This is a genomic window from Chamaesiphon sp. VAR_48_metabat_403, from assembly GCF_031422475.1.
Taxonomy (GTDB): Bacteria; Cyanobacteriota; Cyanobacteriia; order Cyanobacteriales; family Chamaesiphonaceae; genus Chamaesiphon.
Window position 1 is genome coordinate 15803 of record NZ_JANPLS010000043.1, and the last position, 20410, is coordinate 36212.

The following is a 20410-nucleotide window of genomic DNA, read 5'->3' on the forward strand; positions in this document are numbered from 1 at the left end:
CGAAAATCGAGGAGGAATAAGTATTAATGTAAGTACGGTATGAAGATTGCGATCGCGGGAGCTACTGGATTTGTCGGCAGTCGGTTAGTCGAACGACTCCAAACACAGGGACACGAAATCCTGATTCTGACTCGGAATCCCCAACAGGCTAACAACCGCTTTCCCCAAGCGCAGGTAGTCGGCTACAATCCGCTCAGATCTGGCGAGTGGCAACAGTCGATTTCTGGTTGCAATGCTGTGATTAATTTAGCAGGAGAACCGATTGCCGAAAAACGTTGGACACCAGCACAAAAACAGACTATTCTCGAAAGTCGCCAAATCGGTACTCAAAAAATTGTCGAAGCAATTAACACAGCCAGCGTCAAACCCCAAGTCTTAATTAATGCCTCCGCGATCGGCTACTATGGCACCAGCGAGACTGATAAATTTACCGAAACCAGTCCGGCTGGTAATGATTTTCTAGCTGAAGTCTGCACGAAATGGGAAACCGCCGCACAAGCCGTCACCGCTAGCGGTACGCGCTTAGTAATTTTCCGCTTGGGCATCGTTTTAGGCGAAAATGGTGGCGCGTTGGGTAAAATGCTAGCACCTTTTAGTGCCTTTGTCGGCGGCCCGATCGGTAGTGGCAAGCAGTGGTTTTCCTGGATTCACCGCGACGATCTGGTAAAAATGATAATTGCCGCGATCGAAGATTCGCAAATGCAAGGTGTTTACAATGCCACCGCACCTAATCCCGTAACGATGGCTGATTTTGCCACCACGCTCGGTACGGTAATGAATCGTCCCTCTTGGCTCCCCGTCCCGAATTTTGCCCTCGAAGCTCTGTTAGGCGAAGGCGCGATCGTCGTATTACAAGGACAGCAAGTAGTCCCCACGCATCCTCTAGCTCAAGGCTTTGAATTTCAGTATCCCACTCTCAAACCAGCTCTAGCGGCAATTTTGACTTAGGTTTTAGGTTTTAGGAGCCGTAAGAAAATAAGCTCATGGTTTCGATCGGTAGTTTCCCAACAAAGAAAAGCTTTCAGTCTCAAAACATAAAGTTGTTTCCTTACAAGCCCTTAGGGCTAATAATCTACTATCTTCCCTATCCCCTATCCCCTATTCCCTAATCACAATTGCCTCGATCTGGGCGATATTTGTCTCGCGATCGACTGTTGTAATCGCCCACCGCAGGGGTTCGCCCCAGTTTTGGAGTTTTGCTTCGATTTCTAAATCCAATGCCCCTAGAGCGGCAGTAATGTCCATTTCGATCTCGATCGATTCAATAATCATCTGGGGGATAGGGGCTAGCGAAAAGGTTAGACTAGGGACTGGTATTAATATCTTTTAAATAATCTCTACATTCGCAAAGACTACTTATTTATGTCTGTATCTGTATCTAAATTCTGCGTTCGATGGTTGGCTCGGCTGCTAATTGTTGCTTCGATCTGGTTGTCTATGGGCGTTGGTGATTTCACCCTCGCTGCTCAGACCAATTATAGTCGGATCGATGTTACCGATCGGGACTTTTCTGGACAAGATCTGACTAATAGCGTGTTTGTATCTTCGGAAATGCGCGGGGTAAATTTTAGTGGCGCGAATCTTACCAACGCCATGTTGACGATGGGAGTCATGCTCAAGACAAATCTCTCTGGTGCGAATTTAACTGGAGCCTTAGCCGATCGAGCAACTTTTGATGAAGCCGATCTGACTAACGCCATTTTAACCGAAGCCACCCTCACCCGATCGCGGTTTTATGGTGCCAAAATTACCGGAGCTGATTTTACCGATGCCCTGATCGATCGATCGCAAGCTAAACTATTATGCGAACGTGCCGATGGTGTCAATCCAGTTACCGGAGTCTCGACACGCGATAGCTTAGGTTGCTGATTAGGTTTTAGGCTTTAGGTTTTGGGTTTTAGGTTTTGGGTTTTAGGGAAAAGGGTAATCTCCCAGTCTCCCAGTCTCCCAACTCCCAACTCCCAACTCCCATCTCCCATCTCCCATCTCCCATCTCCCCCAAATTGTAAAGATTTTCCAAAGATCCCAGATCGATCGATAAGATCTCTTCACTTGTGACACCGAGAATAGCTAAACTACTCTAATAGAGAATATCCGAAAATAGATTGCCATTAATATGAGTGTAGTTAGTCAAGTTATTCTAAAAGCCGATGATGCTCTTCGCTACCCTAGTAGTGGAGAACTCCAAAATATTCAATCATTTTTGCAAACTGGCGAACAGCGGATTCGGATTGTCACCACTTTGGCAGAGAGCGAGAAGAAGATTGTCGAGCAAGCTAGTAAAGAGTTATGGAAGCAGCACCCCGACTATATCGCGCCTGGTGGTAATGCTTACGGACAAAAACAACGCACTCAGTGTATCAGAGACTACGGTTGGTACCTGCGGTTAGTGACTTATGGAGTACTTGCTGGCGATAAAGATCCGATCGAAAAGATTGGCTTGATTGGCGTGCGGGATATGTACAACTCCCTTGGCGTACCAGTTGCAGGCATGGCTGATTCGATCGTCGCACTCAAAACAGCAGCTTTAAGCCGCCTGAGTGAAGAAGATGCCGCCGCCGCAGCTCCTTATTTCGATTACATCATTCAAGAAATGTCTTAATCGCGATCGACTGTCGATCGATTTTATGGCTTTAGCAACCCCCAGCAACACTGCTGGGGGTTGTTTGCGATGGGAGATGGGAGATGGGAGATAAGAGAAATCATTTGGCTGGCAAAGATCGAACATCATCCCTCAAATCAGCAACGGCATAATTCATTAATTATCCCCACCCTAAATCTCGTTAACATATAAATCGTACTTACTTCTCTCACTCCCCGCTCCCCGCTCCCATCTCCCAACTCCCAACTCCTTACTCCCCTTCTCCCATCTCCCTATGAATTTGATTGAGTTTCTGCTCAAAGCAGCTTGGCTGAGTGTCGTAGTTGCTGCCATTACCGGAGCGATTAGCGGCATTGGTAGTGCTGCGGCGATCGCGATTATCAATCGATCGATTAGCCAGATTACAATAGCACAACCACAAGCCCCACAGGAGCTGTTGTGGGGCTTTGTAGGGCTGGTTAGCGTCGCTTTGATTACAAACATCGTTTCTCAGCTTTTGCTGGCTCATTTGGCGCAAGATGCCATCTATAAACTCCGATTGCGAATTAGTGGTTGGATTTTAGCTTCCCCCCTCCGACATCTGGAAGAATTGGGTGCAAATCGCTTACTAACTACGTTAACAGAAGATATTCAATCAATTTCTAGCGGTGTATTTAGCATCCCGACGCTGTGTGTTAATGCCGCAATTGTGATTGCATCGTTAGCTTATTTAGGCTGGTTATCGATTTGGGTATTGTTGGGGACGCTGATATTTATGGGACTATCGATTAGTCTGGTGCAAGTGCTAATTAACCAAGCGGTGCGGCTATTTACTGAAGCGCGAGAAGAAAATGATGCCTTGATGAAGCATTTTCAGGCGATTACGAATGGGATTAAAGAACTTAAATTACATACCCAGCGGCGGGAAGATTTTTTAGAAGCAGATTTGCAAATCACTGCTGATAAGTTACGAACTTATCGCATCGGCTCTCAACGGGCGATCGCGTTATCGACTGGGGTGGGTGAGTTATCATTCTTTTTACTATTAGGGTTATTAGTATATGGTTTACCCCAAGTCCAAACGGTTTCTGCCGAGCTTTTGTCTGGTTACGTGCTGACTATTTCTTATCTGATGCGACCGATCGGAAATACTTTAGCAATTCTCCCTAACCTCAGTCAAGCAGGTGTCGCACTGAAAAAGATCGATGCGTTGGGGTTATCGTTAGTAAGTCGTGCGGAAACGTTAGCGCGTACCGATACCGATGCTCGTGAATTTAAGCAGATTGAGATTAGGCAAGCTACTCATAACTATCAGCTTGCAGGTGAGGAAAATACCTTTACATTAGGGCCGATCGATCTAAAAATAGATGCTGGCGAACTGATCTTTATCGTCGGCGGTAATGGCAGTGGTAAATCGACATTAGCCAAGCTATTAACGGGTTTATATGTGCCCGATGAGGGCGAAATGTTACTCGATGGTAAAGTAGTAGACGATCGCAATCGCGAACTTTATCGGCAGTTATTTTCAACGGTATTTGCCGATTTTTATTTGTTCGATCGGATGGTAGGATTGCAATCGAACAATCTAGACGTGCAAGCCCAAACTTATCTCGACAGGCTTGAACTCAGTCATAAAGTATCCGTCCGCGATGGTAAACTCTCTACTACCGCACTCTCTCAAGGTCAACGCAAGCGTCTAGCTTTACTAACAGCATACCTGGAAGATCGCCCGATTTATTTATTTGATGAATGGGCAGCAGATCAAGATCCGTTCTTTCGAGAAGTTTTTTATCAACAACTATTACCAGAACTAAAACAGCGCGGTAAAACAATTTTAGTCATCAGTCACGACGATCGCTACTTTCATCTAGCCGATCGAGTTCTCAAGTTAGATTACGGTAAAATTGTTAATTAGGCTTTAGGTGTTAGGTTTTTTTAAAATGTATTGTAGCGATCGTACTTTTTATATCCAGTCGGACAATCTTTGGAAAATTTAGTTGTGTCTGCAATATTAGGTATAGCGATGTTAGCAATCGGACTTTCACAATATAATTGAATAAATGAAGATTTTTGATTAATATCTTCTTTCGCAATTGCTAAATATGTCCAGTTTGACGGGTCTTGATTTGATTTAGGTCGAGCACTAACGATCGCTTGTTTTGGTGTAACTTGAATCTGGTAGCTATAGATCTCTGGTTCGATCTGAATAAAGCTTGGTGGTAAAGTAGTCTCTTTGATGAATTTTTGCTGCTCTCCATAGACATTAATCTGACGATTGAGTAAAACCATAATATTATTTCCTGCCAGATGCTCTCTAAAAATAGATCCAGCGATCTGGACGTATCCATTTGGACAATTATTATTTTTCAGAGATGTGATACTGGAAACCATATTGGCAAACTGCATTTTGCTAGGCAAGAGAGTTCCGCCTTTGCCACTACTGCACAAAAAATATAATCCTTCTGCATATTGAAATCCCACTTTTTTGGAAATATACTTAGATTTTAAAATCTTGATGACACCAAAAGTATTATTGTTTTCGGAAGAAGGATCGATCGCAGCAGTTATGGCACTGTTCGTATCTGCCTGCGTTTCTGTTTGATATCCTTTCTCGAATAAATCTAGTAATTCTGACGCATCATTTAAGTTGTTGATATTTTCGCTGAACTTAGCATGGGTTTTATAGTATTCATATTGACGAACAAATACTCTTCTTATCGAGCCTAAATTTATTAATTTAGCCCGCTCTTTTCTTGGCATGGGCTTAAAGTCATCACCTCCAGTAGGCCCAAAATTCATGACACTGTATGCACAATATGAAAAAGATACTGCTATGAAAGTTGATAGTATACCAATACCAATTTTATTGCTCATAAAAGCCGAATATGTCCCTATTCCCTATCCCCTAAAAGAATTTCCACCACGGCTTACCATTCCAAGCTGCACCTGCGACAAACTTTTCACCGCTAGCACTGGTACCAAAATAAGCCCAATAGACACCCCGCAGGCTATAAGTATTGGGATCTGTGACTGTTTGCCCTGGTACGAGCCATTGACTATCGCCTAGCTCGTACCATTCTTGAAATTGTTGGCGGCTATAAAAACCGCCCGTAATCGAACACAGAACGAGCGTTTTACCTGTTTGAATATAAGTCCCAAATCGATCGATTCTAATCTTTTCGGTCGATCGATTGGTAATGCTAGTGGCGTAATATGGTTTATCGATCCGACTTGGATCTTTCTGGTGCGAGACATCCAGCCAGTTTTTACCTGCTGTTAATTCATCCCACTCTACGGTGGCAAAAATTACATCTTCAATAATTGGGCGCGTACCATCAAATTTGGCTTTTAGTGCCGAGGCAAATGCCGCACCGCGCTTGGCTGGAGCTAGTTCTGTCTTACTACAATCGATCTCATCGATTTGACCGAGTTGATTTGTGGATGACCACAAATCGAGATCTGACTGGCTCTGTTGCCGTTGCTCATTCATCACTAACTACCTACATCCACACCTAAAACTGGTCGTAGGTTTATAGTGCCCAATTCGATCGCCAGAATCGATCGAATCCAGATGTAATACCATGAGTTAAATAATTACCATCCGCCGCTAGCTCCGCCGCCACCACCATCGCCACCACCAAAGCTATCGCTGCTACTGGCAGAATAGGTGACACTACCGATATATACGCCATCAGCATTATAAACGGGAGATCCTGGTGCGATCGTCTCTACTTGCTCCTTCACCAACAAACAAGAGTGGCATTGTTGGTGGATGCGGCGTTTACCTGGTGCCGTGATGGTTGCTGGGACTAGCACTTCTTCCGAGCGTTGCATCGTTCGCTCCCGACAGTTTGGACAGATCTGAAATTGCTGGTTATCTAAAATGTATTCTCGCAAGTGAATGCCCGCAGGCGGAATTGCTTGTCTGCATTCTGGCGGACATTGCCAACCCTCGAAGACAACACCCCCTAATGCTCGTGCGATACTTTGAGCTGGAGTTAGGTAGGTGAGTAGAGTTTGAGCATCGACTGGTTGCATTGCCAAACGACAGCGATTGCAGACAAGCGACAAGTCGCGTTGTCCATCTGTCCGAGAGGAACGTCCTTGGGGATTTACTTTCGGAGGTTGAAGCGTTAGGAAAATCATCAAACACCCGATCGCCAAGACGATCGTCACGATCGTTACGATGATATAAATATTAGGTTTAACTGGTGAATATTGCAAAGATGGCAATTCTGGTTCGACCCCATCTGGGACGGTGCGAACTGCTTGAATTAGAGATTGGGTGCCCACCCAGATCCCTTCTGCAAAGTTTCCCGATCGAAATCGAGGTAGTATATCGGTGTCGATCGTCGATTGCAGTTGGGAATTAGGTAGCAAATCCATGATGCCGCTACCAGTTTTGATTTCCACCTGACGATCGCCTTTTGACACCAACAGTAACACACCGTTATTTTGACCTCGCTTCCCAATGCCCCAATCATTGAATAGCTGTGTTGCAAACTCTTCAGGCGAAGCCGATGGACTGGTATCGGGAACGGTAACAACCGCTATTTCGATGCCTTCATCTTCCTCTAGCTCAGAAATGGCTTGGTTGAGTTGCATTTCCATTTGGACATCTAACAAGTTAGCCAAATCGGAGACCCATTCTCCAGTCATCTGACGCGGATTGGGAACATCCTGAATGGTTACTGCCAGACTAGTTAGAGGACAACTAAATATACTCAAGCAGACGATCGCTAACACACACACAAATTGTTTGACCGATCGCATCGTAGCCCATCGTGTTTGTAGCATATCCCGTCATTTATAATTATGCTTCAATTTTACGCTTCAGGAGATCGATCGTGTTAAGTACGCGCTACGCAGCTACTGGGCAATAACTATTCGGCAATTTTCCCGATAAATAATTAATCTTCCTCGATTATTGGACATAATTCTGACCGAACACTCATTAAAATTCGACCTAGTTTATTTTGCCCTTTGCCATCACCACCGTCACCCCAGTAGCGATCGTTTTCGGTATGTTCGATAATTTTGGCATCGCCAGTAGCCAGCACCGCATCTCGCATAATTGAATCTTTGACTTTTTCCCAATCGCGTCGCAACGGTTTCTTCCGATCGCGTCCCAGTTGTGCCGCCATCATCGGCGAGTTTATTTTTATAATTTCCTCTTCATGTTTCGTACCGACAAATTTTTGGGCTTGAAAATAATGTTCTGAAGTCGGCCAACTTTTACCTTTGAGTTCGATCGGATAATCGGCAAAATTCGAGAAGCAGCCATACTCTTCATTGGTTTGGTAAAATTTAATAATTTTCATAGCTAAGATGTTGATTTTATTTGACAGATCGATTATCCCAGTAATGCGGCTGATAATTTATGAAGTTACTTTTTACGATCGAGAAAAATCATCAATAAATCTATAGCAAAACAAATGAAACTGATTAATAATAGGCATCCTCCCAATAATTCTGCAAAAGCCTTATCCATGAATAGGTAATGTAGATCGAGTCCACCTTGATGTTGAATTGCAGCACGAACTTTGATATTTTCCCTATTCTGAATATTATTGGCTGTTGACAAGTGAAGGTAATAACTTATATGCGGTTTAAATGATGGGGCTAAAAAACCGATCTCAGGCAAATTATCGTCATAATTACACAAATAATCTGTGCTTTCTAGAGTATTCCAGGACTTCACTGTCTCACTAGTTGAGATCGCCCACCGAACGCCAAGTAATTTAACATCTTCACAATTTAGCGACGATTCTCCCGTCTTGTCAAAATATAGTCGAACATTATAGCTTGTCTCTGAAACTGCTCGATTGGGTGTGAATGATAGAGAGGTAGTTTTTTTAGTTGAAATTATAATTTCTTCACTCAAAGGTAACATGATATTTTCAGTATTTAACCATGATGCTCCAGCAATTCCTACCCCACCTAAACAGAACAGTCCAATTATTCGTAGAATCATAGACATTTAATCATCGACTTTGGGATCGTCCCACTTTTTATTCGGACAATGTGAGAATAATTTCAAAGCCTTACATTAAAGGTAGCTCAAAAAACTCTAATCACTCCCGTGCTATTGTTGAAATCACAAACTGCTGGGCGAAGCGGGCAAATTTTGTTCTTCATTTTATTTTTGGAGACGACTAACGTCTCTAGCTTTTTCAACTTAGCCAATGGTTTTATATTGGTAATTTTATTATTATTTAAATTCAAGCCAATTAACTGGTTAAGTGCGGCTATTGGTTCGACATCGACAATTTGATTATCGCTCAGATTGAGTCCAGTCAAATTTTTCAAGCCAGACAAAGGAGCTAAATTGCTAATGCGATTGAAGTTGAGATTCAGGCTTTCTAAATTGCTCAAGCGAACGATCGGCTGAAGATTAGAGATTTGATTATTATTAAGGACGATTTTCTTTAAATTGGTCAAACCTGATAAAGCTCGAATATCGGTCACTTTACTGTTGGTAATTTCAAGACTAGTTAAAGATTTCAGATTCGCTAAGGGACGAAGATCGGCAATTTTGGTATCGATAAAACTAATTTCGGTTAATTGAATTAAATTTTTAACAGCTTTGATGTCTTGAATCGAGCTATACCAGAGCGTCAGTTTTTTCAGACTTGTCAATTTTGCGATCGGTTGAATATTGGAGATATTCCTACCAATTAATCCCAAATCGCTCAAGTTATTCAAACTGCTAAGGGGTTTGAGATCGGTCAGTTTATTGCTATTAATAACTAACGTATCGAGTTGTTTCAGGTTGGCGAGGGGAGTGAGATCGGTAATATTATGACTGTATAAGCTGAGTTTGCGTAAATTAGTCAGACTAGCGATCGGTCGGAGGTCGCTAATATCGGCAGGAGTAGGACTAGAAGTAAGTAGTTCGGTACGTTGACTGAGTTCGATATCGGCAGCTCGACAGTCTTGAGCCTGAGTTGCTTGCAATAAATAATCTACAGTTTTCCGCGTCTGGGGGGATAAAGAACTTCTTTGTTCGCACCATTGCAAAAAACTCTTCCCTGTTGGCACATCTGCTGCCACGATTGTTGCTGTATTGGGAACTAAGGCGATCGACAGTAAACTCGTCAAAAATACTAACTTCATAAGCAAAAAGTATCTCATAAACCAAAATAATACCATCGATCGATCCCGATTTTCCAACAGTTTCACCCATTGCGATCGAACTTTTTAGTACCTAATAACAACCAGGCGATCGCGATCGTGCCCGATAAACCCAATGTCAGACCGCTATAGGTAACTAACAAACTAAATACAGGCAATACCAAACTGCTAAAGACGATCGCCAAACCACTCCAATGCTGCCCTCTTTGCGTTCCCAATTGCCATCCAAATAATAATAAAATTGGCGATAATAGTCCCCAAACTAATTTAGGATCGAGCCAACGACTGGCATAAGTCAAACTCAACAGACAGGCAAAAAATACGATCGCACCGATAACTACATCTTGCCATGAGATCGCGATCGTCAGATACGCTAGCAACAGCCAAATTGCAAAAATTACTGGAGCTAAAATCAACAATCGGGGGAGAATGCCAACATGCCGAAAGCGTTCGCTATTGGTAAATACACCAAACGGATTTCTGACCGAAACATTTTCAGCAAAATTCCAGGTAAATCGCGTCCCGCTCCCTTCGGATTCCGTCACTGTCGGTACGATGCCGCTAGCAAATTCAGCATTGGGAAAATCTGCCAAAATTGACAACCGAAATTTGGATAAAATTTTGCCATTGGCATTATAAATCCAACGCGGTGCCCCTTGCGCTCGATAAGTAACTTTAAACTGCGTCGTCGCGCTCGGTGCGAGTTGGATCGGGAAAATATATTCTCCTTGATTTCTCGGTTCCAAAGGGCGATTGTTTTGCGTCACCCGATAGTTTTCAAGCAGTTTATAACCGATCGGTGGTGGCGCGTCAAAGACAAAATTTTCTGGGGTAGTTAGGGTATTTGTAAATTGATAAGTGCCGCCAAAATCAGATTGATAAATCCAGCCACCAGATGCCGGATCGCTAGTTTGGGTGAGGTTAACGTTAACTTGAGTGCTAGTTGGCGACAGAAATCGATCGATATTTCGCGTTTTTTTGACTTCTACAATCTTGCCGTTAATAGTACTAGTGGTGGTGTAAGGTTCGGCGATCGCATACTTCACCTGTGGCGTTAAATGTTCGACCCGATCGCCTGCCACTTTAGTCAATGCCTTGGCAATTTTACTATATTCCCAGTGATGATAGCGATTGGCAAGCGTAGAACAGGCAAAAAATAACGCGATCGTCACGACCAGCGCTAGCACCAAATGACGCAAGCCGTGGAGTAGTTGCCCGTAATTTGCAAATTCCCGCTCCAACCATTCCCCCCGTTCGCGACGATAGGAAAAATTGACGATCCCTAACACCACCCCCAACCCCATCGTTACGAGAATCAGCCATTGACTCAACTCTAACAACCGTTTGCCAAATTGCAACAATTCTTGAGGATGAGTCAAATCGACGATCGTTGGTGTCGCGTCAGCCAAGAATAACATGTTCGAGTCAAATGAGGATCGATAATTACTACAACGGCTGGATTGGGAATTTTGGAATTATCGCGGCTGTCGGCTCTCAACTTTGATAATTTCTCCCGCAGCATCGAGGGATTTAGATCTCGATCGATCGCTCTTCAACTAATTGCGATCGAACTAGATCGCAAAACTCGATAAAACTTTTAAAAGTCGGCAAATGGTTGGCTTGTTTCTGAGATCTACTCTGTAACTCTCTAAGATAATATTCTTCCTGAGCAGCTCCAGGTATCGTTTTAGAATAGGTGGTGTTTCTGGCAAAAAATAATTCTTTTAGATATTTTTCATGAAATTCAGCATGAATTTCATGGTTGTATTTACCCATTAATTCTGGACATTCTTTTGAGACATCATAATAGCGAGTATAATTCAGTAATCGCGGTGACTGCGGTTGTCGAGAATAGATTTTGCTATTACCCAATAACCAAGTTTCTATGCACCTATTTTGGATGACGATCTGAAGTTTAGTATGACCAAGAAATAACTGATTATCTGCAAAAAATTCTCTAATTTCCTGGTGCATATACTCGACACTGTTTTCGTAAGCATCCGTGCAAATGATGAGATAGTTGTACTTTTGACTGATATTAATATTTTCCGCCGCAGCTTCCACTTCCTCATAAAGAGAAGGATAACCACCACCACTAATTAAATAATAATTATTAGTCTGAGCTTGAGTAGGGTTCTTTACTCGCTCCAATTCTGGTAATAGATAACTCAGCCAGGATGGATATACTTTACGTTCTGTTTCGCCCTCAACTATAAAATACAAATTCATCCTACCTGAATGCCCTCGGTATAATCGGGTAGATTGATGAGCTGAGTAAATACTTTGTGTCTAGATCCCGATAGCTCTTCATAATCACTCGCATTTGTCGCTGTTACTAGGCTTCCTTTGCGAGTGATTATTTTCCAATACTGCATCGGAATTTTGTTGATAATATACGGATGATGACTGGTGATGATAAATTGAATGTCTTTTCGATCGTTCAACAACTCTGTTACGACATCAATACAGTTAACACCTAAGCTATTCTCAAACTCATCGATTAATAGGATACTACCTTCTGCCAATAGATATATCTCTACAATGTGAGTGAGAGTTTTTAGCATTCCCATTGAAATATCCCATTGACTAATCCATCGATCTACCCCTAGCTCCCTTAATTCTAATGAAAAGAAAGGGCGTGATGTGCTAGATGATTCACACCTTGATACGTGTGTTAATATTCTCAAATCCTCAACTTGTGGGAAGATTTCAATAAAATTGGACTTAATTCGATCGAACATATCTCGCTCTTTAATCCATAGCAATCCTAGCCGATCGACTAAAGTATGATTTAGTTTTTCAATATTAGATAACGGCAAATCATTAATTTCGTAAAAAATAGAGCTATTCGTCCATCTTTCTGGATTTTGAGTCTGACTAATAACTACTAATCGCAATCCTTTAATGATTGGATTAATTTTATCTTCGGCTTGAAAAATGTCAATTAAACTCTCGGATGGTGAGAGCTTGGGCATGACTTTAGATTCAAATTCTATAATTCCATTCTTGCGATGAGCAATACAGTCATCATTAAAATACACTTCTTCAACTTCTAATTGAGGTAAAATCCCTCTATTTGTATATATTTTATCACCAAGTTCATCAATGGTGTATTCATTGTTATTGATGATATTTGATTTCCCACTCCATCTATACTTACAATCGGGAGCAGTATAAAAAGTAATATACCATTCAACTCCATATAGAAATTGTTTCTCCCCATCGATTCCAAGAACAATTTCTTTCAGCGATCGAATGGCTTCTAATATCTTGGTTTTACCCACACCAGAAACACCAACCAAAAGATTGACAGAGCCAAATTCCATTGGGGCTAATTCCCAACCCGTGACATGGTTACGGTAATAAAGTTTTTCGATTCGCATGGTTATGATTGTAAATAGAGTCAATCTGTGGATTCTCGATCGTGCGAGTATAACCAGTAGAAATCAAAATCTACAGCTAGTGAGTACCGAGCCAGTCCTGCTGTAATATCTCGATCGAAATTCAATCCTGGATAGTTAAGGTGAAAATAGGCTACCAATTGCATCCACCCGCCAAACTCTTGCGATACTGCTGCAAACGCTGTTGCATTGGTATCGAGTTGAGCTAGTACATCGCGGATGTGAGCATCTAGTTCGTTGTTTCGTTCGAGTCGGGAATGCAGGCTCCACCTGCTAAATTTCCGCTCTATATGGGTGCGATGGCTAATCTCTCCCTGTTGCCAACACTCTGTCGGTAGAACGCCGATCCGCTCGGTAATATCGATCGGGTCAAAGCTACCTGTTATTGTGAAATAAGCATACTGCTGATTATCTTCAACCATAAATTCGCTGCTGACTGGTGACGATCGATGAAATAATTGCTCCGTATAGCCAATAGGGTGAGCAGTTTTCACCCTATTAGCTATACTCTGCCGAGGAAACCTCCGCAGAGCGAGCCGCAACGCTCGACTATCAACTCTCAACTCCTGAATCGATCGTTAAATTTAGGGTACTTCCGGCTCGATGCCTAGAGCGCGTAATTGAGCCGCCAATCGATCGGCGCGTTGGCTTTCGATCGTGGCTCGATCGCGATCGAGTTTGGCGCGCTCGTAGGGGGTGAAGTAACGTTGGCTCCGTTCGTCGTACCAATACAACCATTCTCGTGTCAACCCATCATAACCAGCACGTTCGCTACCGATGCCTAAGCCAATTTCTGGCATCCAGAGGGGATTTGCAGTTTGCAGATCGTATTTGCCATTAACGAGTTTGTAGATCTCTAGCCGTGCTTTACGGCGACGTTTGGGGTTATAGATAACATAATATAAAACGCCCATGCGGGCATATTCATCAAGTTTGGTAGTGTATTCCCCACCTGGACTAGTGGAGACTACTTCTAATACTAGGCTCGGTGGTACTTCCTCTTCCCAGAGCGTATAGCAAGAGCGTAAATCTTCGTCAAACACGCGCTCGACATTCAGGCTCAAGAAACCATCGGGGACGATTGGCGGTCGATCGGGATTAGTATAGATGCCCATGTCGATGCCAAAGAACCAATCCATGCGCTCGTCCCACAGCATTCGTAAGATCGATTTGAGCAGGCTGGGAATGAGTTCTTGAAGTTCGTTATCCACGGGGGTATCGTCGGAGCAAGGCAGTTCGTCGGCGGTGGGAAGGTATCGCGGTAGCTCGTACTGGTACATGACAAAAGACACTCAAACAAGCGGCATAGATCTATTGTATCATCCATTCTGAATTTATTCGGCGTTGCTGAATTGATGTATAAAATGCCCTCGAAATTTAAGGTAGGGGTAATTCATGAATTACCCCTACCTTAAATTTCAGGGCTTGTCTCAATCGATTCCAAACGGATGTTAAGGATCGCCTGTCACCGATATTTGCGTCCACTTTGATAAATCCGTCACAATCCTCGTTCGGCTTTTACCATCCAAGCGCAGCTAAAATATTGCTAAGATTGTCATAGCGTTTTTATCGACCTTATGAAACTCAATCTCACCACAGATCTATTGACGATCGAACTAGAATGGTACGAGCAATTGTGGGCGGTTACTTTAGAACGACAAATGCACATTCCACTCGATCGGATCGATCGAGCTACTACTGACGAGCCTCAAAGTAATTGGGCAGAAATTCGCGCTCCAGGGACATTTTTACCGGGAGTAATTAAAGCAGGCACTTATTATACTAAGCGCGGTAGAGAGTTTTGGTATGTTACCACCGATAACAATTACCTGACTTTGGAATTGCACGACGAACCTTATCGCCAGATAGTTATAACTATCCCCGATAATCTAGCTTGGTGCGATCGCCTCAATCGATCGTTAAATCAACAAGATCGATAATTAGATTTTAAAACTGTCACCAGCACGTAAGCCCCGACAGGCGGTTGAAGATGCAATTTGAAATTTGGCATCGATCGCGATCTTCGCGGCTGTAGCGGCGATTTTACCGCCATCGGGCATCGCATCGCGCGTTTACAAATAGATTCATCAATACTTGACTGTTGGCAATAATTTTAGACGATCGAGAATCGGAAATATTTGTGGTAAAAATCGCATCAGTCGATTGCGAAGGGGGGACATTTTTGGGTACTCTGAGACTGCGCTACCACAACAGCCGATCGTCACTAATTTACATGCCCATCATGCATAGTCTAGCTTTGCCCGCTACCCAATCGGAAAGACTACAACAAGGATTGACAGATATTCGGCTAATTGCAGCGGATATAGATGGTACCCTCACTAGTGGCGGTAAATTTACACCCCAATTATTACAGGCGATCGATCTCCTCAATGCCAAAGACATCAAATTACTGCTAGTTACAGGAAGATCCGCAGGCTGGGTGAGTGCTGTGAATAATTATCTCCCCGTTGCGGGTGCAATTGCTGAAAATGGCGGTGTTTATTTCGTTGGCGTAGCCTCTCAGAATGAGAATCGAGATTGCAGTGGTTTCGATTTTATTACCCGCCTAGAAGATATCGAATCACATCGTGCCGAATTGGCAAACCGATTTTGGGAATTACAAGAACTTTATCCCCAAATCGAAGAATCGAGCGACAATCAGTTTCGACTTACAGATTGGACATTTGATGTTGCTGGTTTAACAGATGTAGAATTAGCTGACATTGCTATCCGCTGTCAGCAATGGGGTTATAGTTTTACATTCAGTACGGTGCAATGTCATATCAAACCGCAGCACCAAGACAAAGGCGCGGCAATTTTACAGGTGATGAAATTATATTTTCCAGAGCTTACACCCGCACAGATAATTACTGTTGGCGATAGCCCCAACGATACCACCATGTTCGATCGAGAGTTATTTTTACATTCGGTTGGGGTGGCTAATATCCAACACTACACTACTCAATTAACCCACCGCCCAAAATACATCACTCAGCTCTCGGAAGTAGCTGGATTCTGTGAATTGGTAAATCTACTGGTTGAGTAATAAGTAAGGAGCGGGGAGCGGGGAGCGAGGAGTAAGGATGATTTTGGATTGAAAATTTACCTCCCACACCCCCCACACCTCCCACACCATTACATCAAGTCAGGAACCTTTAATCGATCGCGTGCGTCAGACAGGGTGCAGTCAACTAACATAACATAATGATTTTCTCTATGACTAGAAGCTCGCTTGTTTCGACTGCGCTGCTGACTGTAGCAATTGTTACAGTAAATCCGGCGAATGCCGACGATCGCGCCAAAATTCAGCCAGTAATTCAAACTAACTATAATCAAATTAATGCTGCTTTCGTCCGTAAAGATATTAAAGGCGCGACGGCATTATTTACCCCAGATTATGTAAGCATTAATCCTGAAGGTGAAAAACAAACACTCTCAGAATTTCGCGAACACTATAATAATCTTTTCACTCGGTTTAATATTAAACTAACAGCTAATAAAGCAACTATTAAAACAATCGATGTTAGTGCTAATAGCTTAGATGTCGCGATCGAACAAAAAACTGAAGGTACCATTGCTGGCTTCAACAAAATTGTCATCGATCAAACATCTCGTGATTCTTGGCTGAAAACTCCCCAGGGCTGGCGACTAAAACAGAGCAAAATTTTAACCAGCCAAACCACTTTCAATGGTAAAACTTTTAAGGGGTAGGTTTTAGTCTTTAGGCGTTAGGTTTTAGAACTGCGTTCCAGGTTTTAAGTAATTGAACTCATTACTCCTTACTCCTAATCTCAAATGAATTAATCGTTGCCATTGCAGCTTCGAGGTATTGATAATACCGATCGGGTTGAGCTTTGTATGTTAAAATATAGGCTTTACCGCGATCGATCGTCCAGACTTCAAGATTTTTAATTGCTAGAGAATTTTCATCTTTGCCCGTATAGACAATTAAATTACCTGGTTTTTTGGCTAAAGTCATCGGACTAGACTCGATAATTTTAGCATCTTGGTAGTAGCGATCGATTTCGGCGATCGTCGATTTTGTATAGTTAGCTAAACTAGTCTGCGGATTTGTCAAAGTTTCGATGCGTACTGAGATATTTGCTTGATACTTATTTCCCGCACTCGCCACGGGACTGGTAAATAGTACATTCTCTCCCGTCACGACATTTTGAATATCCTTTTTTTGCCAAGTTGCAGGATATTTAACTTTAATTTTAGCTGATTTATCTACATAACTTTGCAAACTTGCAACTGGCATTGTCGTTGCAGCTACTTTACTCGTTGTGCTTGCTGTCGCAGCAGCTACTTGGGGTTTATCCGCCGAAGTTGATGAGAATAATTTTAGAGTACCAAATCCTAGTAATAGCGCGCCGACAGCAGTACCCAAGAATAGATAAGGTTTAAATTGCTGATGTTTACTCGTCGGAATCTGCGTTGAGGCATAGGATGTGAGAGCTTCTAAAACTTCAGATGCCGATTGATAGCGATTGCGATAATCGGGGCGAACCATTTTATTAATAATTGTTACCAATCTAGGATCGATCGTCACTTCATCTCGCCATTTTAACTCGTAACTATAGGCATCTTTTTCGATTGGGTACCTACCAGTTAGTGCTTGAATGGCAATCGCGCCAATTGCGTAAATATCGCTATTTATTTTAGAAACATTTTGTTCTTGCTCGTAAGGAACGTAACTCGGATCGTTAATATTTTTAGGCTCCTCACCAGGAAGATTTTGTCCGAGATTGCCCAAATCTTGGACGCAACCAAAGCCAATTAAAAACAATCTCCCATCCTCATAGCGGCGAATGATATTATGGGGGTTGATATCTTGATGGATATACCCAAAACCATGTACGAAATTTAAAATTCCGAGTAACTCTATTAACAGATCGAATACTTGTGTTTGACTCCAAATTACACCCAGAGTAAGCTCTTGACTCAGCGGTTCGCCATCGATGTATTCACGGACTAAGTACCGAGCGTCATCTGCGGTAAATTTGCTAAATAATGTGGGAATTTGGGGATGTTTGCCAACTTCATAAGCGATCGATCCTTTGATCTCAAATATTTTATCGGCTAACGATATATCTGTTGGATCGATATTTATAGTTTGAATTTTTTTAACTATATAGAATGGCGAGTCGATGAGATCCAGATCTTTTGCTAAATAAGTAGTTCCGGATTTACCTATCCCCAAAACTTTAACTATTTGGTAATGAGAGTGAAGGATCGTACCTAGCATATAGTAGTAATGAGTGAGATAAACTGGAGTTCGACGATCGGCTGTTACCGCATTTGACGAAGGGCATCGATCCGATTCTAGTTGACGAACTCAGATAAGTCGATCCGCTCAAAGTCTCACTCCAGACAAAACATTTTGGTTAGCTATTGTTATAAGATAGCATTTCGATCTCAGAAAACTCTGCCTGGTGCCGTCAATGCATAAAATTAACAAAAATGCTGCGATCTCGATCGCATTCTAGGTAATACATCTAGCTGAATTTCCATCGCTAAATTCAGTAGATGTGCTGGATCGAGTTAACGAGAAGCAAGTGCAACTATGTCTATAATAGTGGGTAAATTAGCTACGATGCGATCGCTGCGAGCGATACTTATTCTGGGTGCCTGAGCCAAATCTTTAATTTACATACTATGCTGAGAATACTCCCCTCACTCTATAAGTTTTCAGGTGTTTTCCTGACGATCGCGCTCTTAACAATTGAATCCCAATGGTTGCAGCCCAGTCAAGCACAATCGACCCGAAAGTTTAGCTGTGAAGTGCTGGGTGGCTCGCCCACTACAGTCGTGCAAACAGTTAGAGGTAGCATCCCGATGATCCATTGGGTCAAGTCGTTTACAGGGCGGTATAATAATGTCGATCGCCGCTGTAATGAAGTTTCCAATCGTCTCGACAGGTTCGATCGCGCTGGTAAGTTAAAATACATCCGCACGGGTAATGTCAACACCTATCCAGTCTTGTGTGTCGATGCGGGCATTAGCGGCAATACTTGTCCCAAATCTAGCGTACTAGTTACCCTCCCCAAAGGAACTGACTCCGCCCACATGCTCCAACAAATGCTCGATTTGCGCGCGCGTGCTTCGGGACGAATCATTCAACTCAGTGGCGAGCAATTAGTTCGCTATCGTAATGGCGATGCTTATGTTAATATCGATCGGCTATTAGCTCGATAGATCGCGGTCGATTGGGGGACGGGGAGACGGGGAGACGGGGGACTGGGAGAAGCTCGAACGCAGTTCTAAAGCCTAAAACCTGCACCAGATCGTGCATTAGATCGACGATTAGCTAAATGATGGTAACTTGGGCGTAAATAAATTTCTATCTCCAACTGCCAAGTCCCCATACATCGATCTAATGCCATCGCCGCGACACAATCTGACTGCTTGGGTAGTAAATATCGTGACGATCGGTAGCGCGGGCTTATTTTTTAGCTATATACTTTGGCAAATATTAGTACCCAATCCTAGCGATATTGCCAGAAAAATTACCGTCAGCATTGATGGTGCGAATACTGGCTCTGGAGTCCTCATCGAGCAGCAAGGTAATCGCTACGTCGTTTTGAGCAATTGGCACGTCGTCAGCACCGATAATCGCCCCCTTGCGGCTAGATCTTTGGTGATTACCACCGGAGATGGACGGAAACATCTAGTGACTACGCCCCAAATTTCCAGAGTTGGTAAACTAGATTTAGCAATTTTAGAATTCCAAAGTCGAGATCGCTATCAAGTCGCCACGATTGGCAATTCCGATACATTAAGCGAGGGCGAAGTCGTATATGTCTCTGGTTGGGCAGATCCGAGCCAACAAATTTCAACTAGAGTATATCAGTTTTTAGTCGGGAATCTATCGGGACGACTCGATCGTCCAGTCGCTCGCTCGATCCCGCAAGATGGTTACGCGCTAGTATATACCGTCAATGCCCTACCAGGGATGAGTGGAGGGCCAGTACTAGACAGTCGTGGCAATCTCGTAGGCATCAACGGACGCGCTACGGTAGATTTACGCACCGGGACGGTAAATACCGTCCTCGGCATCGATATCAATCGTTATCTCCGCGCCAGCGGCAAATTACCCGATCGCACATGGAGAAAATATAATTAGGGGGTAGTGAATAGTGGATAGTGAATAGGTTTTAGGTTGTAGCGAAGATCTACCCACCCCAGGCGGGTGACAAAGGCGAGTAGCCCTACGGGCACCCCTCCCTGGAGGGGATTTTCCTTACTCATTACTCATTCTCATTACTCTCCCCCCTCCTTACTAATGAATTTC

At 43.1% G+C, this 20410-nt stretch carries 22 protein-coding genes; 9 read left to right on the forward strand and 13 right to left on the reverse strand.

Annotated features, from left to right (window positions below; translation table 11 throughout):
- Window positions 1-39 precede the first annotated feature (39 nt).
- Window positions 40-948 carry a TIGR01777 family oxidoreductase gene (locus RMO79_RS02125; protein WP_310481402.1) on the forward strand — a complete coding sequence of 303 codons (909 nt, stop codon included), beginning with the start codon at window positions 40-42 and terminating at the stop codon, window positions 946-948.
- A 150-nt stretch (window positions 949-1098) separates the two neighbouring features.
- On the opposite strand, the gene RMO79_RS02130 is transcribed toward RMO79_RS02125, so the two are convergent.
- A complete protein-coding gene (locus RMO79_RS02130) occupies window positions 1099-1272 on the reverse strand; it encodes a hypothetical protein (protein WP_310481403.1) in 174 nt (57 codons plus the stop codon).
- Window positions 1273-1437: 165 nt separating this feature from the next.
- Here RMO79_RS02130 and RMO79_RS02135 point away from each other — a divergent pair, with 165 nt between their 5' ends.
- The 3 genes from RMO79_RS02135 (at window position 1438) to RMO79_RS02145 (ending at window position 4496) form a co-directional block, all read left to right on the forward strand.
- The gene (locus tag RMO79_RS02135; protein WP_396136500.1) at window positions 1438-1869 is read left to right on the forward strand and encodes a pentapeptide repeat-containing protein; all 432 of its coding nucleotides are present in this window, start codon (window positions 1438-1440) and stop codon (window positions 1867-1869) included.
- Between the two features lie 247 nt (window positions 1870-2116).
- A complete protein-coding gene (locus RMO79_RS02140; RefSeq protein WP_310481405.1) occupies window positions 2117-2602 on the forward strand; it encodes an allophycocyanin subunit alpha-B in 486 nt (161 codons plus the stop codon).
- Between the two features lie 274 nt (window positions 2603-2876).
- Window positions 2877-4496 (forward strand): cyclic peptide export ABC transporter, encoded by a 1620-nt coding sequence (locus RMO79_RS02145; protein ID WP_310481406.1) that lies wholly within the window; start codon window positions 2877-2879, stop codon window positions 4494-4496.
- A 20-nt stretch (window positions 4497-4516) separates the two neighbouring features.
- Here RMO79_RS02145 and RMO79_RS02150 read toward each other — a convergent pair whose 3' ends face one another.
- The 11 genes from RMO79_RS02150 to RMO79_RS02200 all read right to left on the reverse strand — a co-directional run bounded on the left by RMO79_RS02150 (window position 4517) and on the right by RMO79_RS02200 (window position 14396).
- Complete coding sequence (locus tag RMO79_RS02150) at window positions 4517-5380, reverse strand: hypothetical protein (protein ID WP_310481407.1); 864 nt, start codon at window positions 5378-5380, stop codon at window positions 4517-4519.
- 106 nt (window positions 5381-5486) lie between these two features.
- On the reverse strand, window positions 5487-6071 hold the full coding sequence (locus RMO79_RS02155; RefSeq protein ID WP_310481408.1) for a hypothetical protein: 585 nt from the start codon (window positions 6069-6071) through the stop codon (window positions 5487-5489).
- A gap of 104 nt (window positions 6072-6175) precedes the next feature.
- Entirely contained in the window at window positions 6176-7378 is a 1203-nt protein-coding gene (locus RMO79_RS02160; RefSeq protein ID WP_310481409.1) for a TPM domain-containing protein, read from the reverse strand.
- 113 nt (window positions 7379-7491) lie between these two features.
- Window positions 7492-7902: an NADAR family protein gene (locus RMO79_RS02165; protein ID WP_310481410.1), complete on the reverse strand. Its 411-nt coding sequence runs from the start codon at window positions 7900-7902 to the stop codon at window positions 7492-7494.
- 65 nt (window positions 7903-7967) lie between these two features.
- On the reverse strand, window positions 7968-8555 hold the full coding sequence (locus RMO79_RS02170; protein ID WP_310481411.1) for a hypothetical protein: 588 nt from the start codon (window positions 8553-8555) through the stop codon (window positions 7968-7970).
- An 86-nt stretch (window positions 8556-8641) separates the two neighbouring features.
- Window positions 8642-9697, reverse strand: a complete 1056-nt coding sequence (locus RMO79_RS02175; RefSeq protein WP_310481412.1) for a leucine-rich repeat domain-containing protein — start codon at window positions 9695-9697, stop codon at window positions 8642-8644.
- Window positions 9698-9759: 62 nt separating this feature from the next.
- Entirely contained in the window at window positions 9760-11133 is a 1374-nt protein-coding gene (locus RMO79_RS02180; protein WP_310481413.1) for a hypothetical protein, read from the reverse strand.
- Between the two features lie 112 nt (window positions 11134-11245).
- Entirely contained in the window at window positions 11246-11944 is a 699-nt protein-coding gene (locus tag RMO79_RS02185; protein WP_310481414.1) for a DUF4276 family protein, read from the reverse strand.
- Window positions 11941-13098, reverse strand: a complete 1158-nt coding sequence (locus RMO79_RS02190; protein ID WP_310481415.1) for an AAA family ATPase — start codon at window positions 13096-13098, stop codon at window positions 11941-11943. The genes RMO79_RS02185 and RMO79_RS02190 overlap by 4 nt, the downstream gene beginning before the upstream one ends.
- Window positions 13099-13118: 20 nt before the next feature.
- Window positions 13119-13610, reverse strand: coding sequence for a DUF4279 domain-containing protein (locus tag RMO79_RS02195; RefSeq protein ID WP_310481417.1), 492 nt, complete (start codon window positions 13608-13610; stop codon window positions 13119-13121).
- 90 nt (window positions 13611-13700) lie between these two features.
- Complete coding sequence (locus RMO79_RS02200; protein WP_310481424.1) at window positions 13701-14396, reverse strand: Uma2 family endonuclease; 696 nt, start codon at window positions 14394-14396, stop codon at window positions 13701-13703.
- A 297-nt stretch (window positions 14397-14693) separates the two neighbouring features.
- Between RMO79_RS02200 and RMO79_RS02205 the strand changes: the two genes are divergently transcribed.
- The 3 genes from RMO79_RS02205 to RMO79_RS02215 all read left to right on the forward strand — a co-directional run bounded on the left by RMO79_RS02205 (window position 14694) and on the right by RMO79_RS02215 (window position 16827).
- Window positions 14694-15056, forward strand: coding sequence for a hypothetical protein (locus RMO79_RS02205; protein ID WP_310481418.1), 363 nt, complete (start codon window positions 14694-14696; stop codon window positions 15054-15056).
- 161 nt (window positions 15057-15217) lie between these two features.
- A complete protein-coding gene (locus tag RMO79_RS02210) occupies window positions 15218-16162 on the forward strand; it encodes an HAD family hydrolase (protein WP_310481419.1) in 945 nt (314 codons plus the stop codon).
- A 170-nt stretch (window positions 16163-16332) separates the two neighbouring features.
- The gene (locus RMO79_RS02215) at window positions 16333-16827 is read left to right on the forward strand and encodes a nuclear transport factor 2 family protein (protein WP_310481420.1); all 495 of its coding nucleotides are present in this window, start codon (window positions 16333-16335) and stop codon (window positions 16825-16827) included.
- Window positions 16828-16888: 61 nt separating this feature from the next.
- On the opposite strand, the gene RMO79_RS02220 is transcribed toward RMO79_RS02215, so the two are convergent.
- Window positions 16889-18364 carry a protein kinase domain-containing protein gene (locus tag RMO79_RS02220; protein ID WP_310481421.1) on the reverse strand — a complete coding sequence of 492 codons (1476 nt, stop codon included), beginning with the start codon at window positions 18362-18364 and terminating at the stop codon, window positions 16889-16891.
- A 410-nt stretch (window positions 18365-18774) separates the two neighbouring features.
- Between RMO79_RS02220 and RMO79_RS02225 the strand changes: the two genes are divergently transcribed.
- Window positions 18775-19314: a COP23 domain-containing protein gene (locus RMO79_RS02225; RefSeq protein ID WP_310481422.1), complete on the forward strand. Its 540-nt coding sequence runs from the start codon at window positions 18775-18777 to the stop codon at window positions 19312-19314.
- Between the two features lie 181 nt (window positions 19315-19495).
- A complete protein-coding gene (locus RMO79_RS02230; RefSeq protein ID WP_310481423.1) occupies window positions 19496-20242 on the forward strand; it encodes a serine protease in 747 nt (248 codons plus the stop codon).
- The last annotated feature ends 168 nt before the right edge of the window (window positions 20243-20410 follow it).

Coding starts and splice junctions, on each gene's coding strand:
- RMO79_RS02130 (WP_310481403.1), bottom strand. CDS start 1,272: ATGATTATTGAATCGATCGAGATCGAAATGGACATTACTGCCGCTCTA.
- RMO79_RS02125 (WP_310481402.1), top strand. CDS start 40: ATGAAGATTGCGATCGCGGGAGCTACTGGATTTGTCGGCAGTCGGTTA.
- RMO79_RS02200 (WP_310481424.1), bottom strand. CDS start 14,396: ATGTACCAGTACGAGCTACCGCGATACCTTCCCACCGCCGACGAACTG.
- RMO79_RS02175 (WP_310481412.1), bottom strand. CDS start 9,697: ATGAAGTTAGTATTTTTGACGAGTTTACTGTCGATCGCCTTAGTTCCC.
- RMO79_RS02205 (WP_310481418.1), top strand. CDS start 14,694: ATGAAACTCAATCTCACCACAGATCTATTGACGATCGAACTAGAATGG.
- RMO79_RS02185 (WP_310481414.1), bottom strand. CDS start 11,944: ATGAATTTGTATTTTATAGTTGAGGGCGAAACAGAACGTAAAGTATAT.
- RMO79_RS02140 (WP_310481405.1), top strand. CDS start 2,117: ATGAGTGTAGTTAGTCAAGTTATTCTAAAAGCCGATGATGCTCTTCGC.
- RMO79_RS02160 (WP_310481409.1), bottom strand. CDS start 7,378: ATGCTACAAACACGATGGGCTACGATGCGATCGGTCAAACAATTTGTG.
- RMO79_RS02155 (WP_310481408.1), bottom strand. CDS start 6,071: ATGAATGAGCAACGGCAACAGAGCCAGTCAGATCTCGATTTGTGGTCA.
- RMO79_RS02165 (WP_310481410.1), bottom strand. CDS start 7,902: ATGAAAATTATTAAATTTTACCAAACCAATGAAGAGTATGGCTGCTTC.
- RMO79_RS02150 (WP_310481407.1), bottom strand. CDS start 5,380: ATGAATTTTGGGCCTACTGGAGGTGATGACTTTAAGCCCATGCCAAGA.
- RMO79_RS02190 (WP_310481415.1), bottom strand. CDS start 13,098: ATGCGAATCGAAAAACTTTATTACCGTAACCATGTCACGGGTTGGGAA.
- RMO79_RS02135 (WP_396136500.1), top strand. CDS start 1,438: ATGGGCGTTGGTGATTTCACCCTCGCTGCTCAGACCAATTATAGTCGG.
- RMO79_RS02145 (WP_310481406.1), top strand. CDS start 2,877: ATGAATTTGATTGAGTTTCTGCTCAAAGCAGCTTGGCTGAGTGTCGTA.
- RMO79_RS02180 (WP_310481413.1), bottom strand. CDS start 11,133: ATGTTATTCTTGGCTGACGCGACACCAACGATCGTCGATTTGACTCAT.
- RMO79_RS02215 (WP_310481420.1), top strand. CDS start 16,333: ATGACTAGAAGCTCGCTTGTTTCGACTGCGCTGCTGACTGTAGCAATT.
- RMO79_RS02230 (WP_310481423.1), top strand. CDS start 19,496: ATGCCATCGCCGCGACACAATCTGACTGCTTGGGTAGTAAATATCGTG.
- RMO79_RS02220 (WP_310481421.1), bottom strand. CDS start 18,364: ATGCTAGGTACGATCCTTCACTCTCATTACCAAATAGTTAAAGTTTTG.
- RMO79_RS02225 (WP_310481422.1), top strand. CDS start 18,775: ATGCTGAGAATACTCCCCTCACTCTATAAGTTTTCAGGTGTTTTCCTG.
- RMO79_RS02170 (WP_310481411.1), bottom strand. CDS start 8,555: ATGATTCTACGAATAATTGGACTGTTCTGTTTAGGTGGGGTAGGAATT.